This window comes from Pseudomonas sp. P5_B2, assembly GCF_056400445.1.
This window is the reverse complement of the sequence record NZ_JBFULH010000584.1, coordinates 1-2,519: the sequence shown is the minus strand read 5'-3', so window position 1 is coordinate 2,519 and position 2,519 is coordinate 1. Positions and strand designations below refer to the sequence as shown.

Here is a 2,519-nt window from a genome sequence, read left to right as displayed (position 1 = left end):
GCCATCCTCAGGCCGACAGCAGGGGCATATAGGCAAAAAAAAACCGTTATTGCCCGCGTGAGTGACATCGCGCATGGCTGTATAAAGTATCGCCATTAACCGTCTATCGTTATGACAGAGTCAAAAACTTATCGGGGTCGGGTGAATGTTTTGCGCGAGGTAATGGTCACAGCCTTGCTCAATGCCTTCATGCGGTCAGTTCCAGCCGCTCTTGCCGTCAGGAATCTTCCATGCGTTTTCTTTCCAAACTTTTGTGTTTGAGCTGTTTTTCCCTATTCAGCCTCGCCAGTCATGCCGAAAACGTGAAAGGTCTTTATCAGGTGCGCGAGCCTGTCACCAGTCAGGCGCCCGAGGAGCGTGATCAAGCGACCCAGCGTGCACTGGATACGCTGGTATTACGTCTGACCGGCGATCCCAAGGCAGCCCAAAGTCCGGGATTGGCAGCCCTGCGTAAGGACCCGCAACAAATCATCAGTCAATACGGCTTCGAGGCGGGGCCGCCGGAAGTGCTGAAGGTCGATTTCGACCCGGCTTCCACCGAGCAGGCGCTGCGTCGTGCGGGGCTGTCGTTGTGGGGGGCGAATCGGCCGACGATCCTCGGCTGGTGGTTGAACGACTCCACCGAAGGTTCCAGCCTGGTGGGCGATGGCCAGGCCAGCGCCGCGCCTTTGCGTCGAGCTGCGCAACACCGCGGCTTGCCATTGCGCTTGCCGCTGGCGGATCTGAGTGAGCAGTTGGTGGCGACAGCGCCGACGCTGGAAGGCACGGACGCGACGCCTCTGCACAATGCATCGGAACGTTACAACGCTGATGCGTTGCTCGCGGTGCATGCCCGGGAAGAAGAGGGGGGGCAGTGGCAGGCCAAATGGAATTTGTGGATGGGCGACAAGAAGGAGGCGGGCAGTGTGCAAGGCGCGGATCAGGCCGCGGTGGCCGATGCGGTGATGCTGGCGGTCAGCCAACGACTGGCACCACGGTTTGTCGTCAAGCCAGGTGCTTCGGGCGAACAACTACTGGAAGTGCAGGGAATGAACCTGGAGCGCTACGCAACGCTGGGGCGACTACTCGACCCGTTTGGCGCGCGCCTGCAAAGTGTCAGCGCTGATCGCATCCTTTATCGGGTTAATGGCAGCGCCGAGCAACTGCGCTCGCAGTTATCGCTGGCGAAATTGCAGGAAGTGCCGGCCGGTGAAGTTGCCGCGCCCGTGGCACCGGTTCAGCCCGTGGTGCCGGGTTCGACGCCTGCTGTAGCGCCAACCCCGGCACCGACCCCGCAATTGCGCTTCCGCTGGTAGGTTTTCTTTCTTTATATAGATGCACATGGAGTGGTACATGGCCGATACGCGCCGTTGGTTCTGGTTGGGTGGAGTGGTTCTGCTCTGCGCGTTTGTCTGGCTGTTGCATCCGATCCTTACGCCCTTTTTGGTGGCGCTGCTTCTGGCCTATATGTTCGATCCGCTGGTGGATCGACTGGAGAAGTTCGGGCTTTCAAGAACGTGGGGGGTGGTGGCAGTGTTCGCGCTGTTCACCCTGATTTTCACTACGCTGATGCTGGTGTTGGTGCCGCTGCTGGCCAAGCAATTGTTTCGTTTGTATGAGTTGGCGCCGCAAATGCTCGACTGGCTGCAGCACACCGCACTGCCGTGGGCGCAATCGAAGTTCGGGTTGTCAGAAGGTTTCTGGAAATTTGATCGGCTCAAGGCTGCGATCAGCGAACACGTGACACAGACCAGTGACATCGTCGGCGTGGTATTGAGTCAGGCAACGGCGTCCGGTCTCGCGTTGATTGGCTGGCTGGCCAATCTGGTATTGATCCCGGTGGTAAGTTTTTACTTGCTGCGGGACTGGGACCTGATGATGGGGAAAATCCGAAGCCTGTTACCGCGTGATCGCGAAGAGCGCGCTGTCATGCTGGCTGACGAATGCCACGAAGTGCTGGGGGCGTTCGTGCGCGGGCAATTGTTGGTGATGGTGGCGTTGGGGGTGATCTACTCTGCGGGCCTGATGCTGGTGGGGTTGGAGTTGGGGCTGTTGATCGGTGTGATCGCCGGTCTGGCCGCGATCGTGCCGTACATGGGCTTTGTCATCGGGATAGGCGCGGCACTGATTGCCGGACTGTTCCAGTTCAGTGGCGACCTCTATCCAATGCTGGGCATCGTCGCGGTGTTCATGGCTGGTCAGGCGCTGGAAGGCATGGTGTTGACACCCATGTTGGTAGGAGACCGGATCGGCCTGCACCCGGTGGCGGTGATTTTTGCCGTTCTGGCGGGCGGCGAGCTGTTCGGCTTTACGGGCGTGCTGCTGGCGTTGCCGGTGGCGGCGGTGATCATGGTGCTGGTGCGCCATGTGAATGATTTATATAAAGATTCCGAGATGTACAGCGGTGCGGATGAGCCAAAGCGGTAAGGTTCGTTGAAAGGCCGTCGCGGCGAACCCGGATCATTGCCGGGTTGGCCTGCATCCCGCGCGTAGCTGTCACATGCACCGCCAACAAAACTGTCACGAAACCAGTGTGTTAA

2 protein-coding genes are annotated in these 2,519 nt (G+C 59.2%); both read left to right on the top strand.

Features of this window, described 5'->3' with window-relative positions:
* Window positions 1–230 precede the first annotated feature (230 nt).
* A complete protein-coding gene (locus AC1DRJ_RS24285) occupies window positions 231–1,295 on the top strand; it encodes a DUF2066 domain-containing protein (RefSeq protein ID WP_477804390.1) in 1,065 nt (354 codons plus the stop codon).
* Between the two features lie 37 nt (window positions 1,296–1,332).
* On the top strand, window positions 1,333–2,406 hold the full coding sequence (locus AC1DRJ_RS24280; protein ID WP_477804389.1) for an AI-2E family transporter: 1,074 nt from the start codon (window positions 1,333–1,335) through the stop codon (window positions 2,404–2,406).
* The last annotated feature ends 113 nt before the right edge of the window (window positions 2,407–2,519 follow it).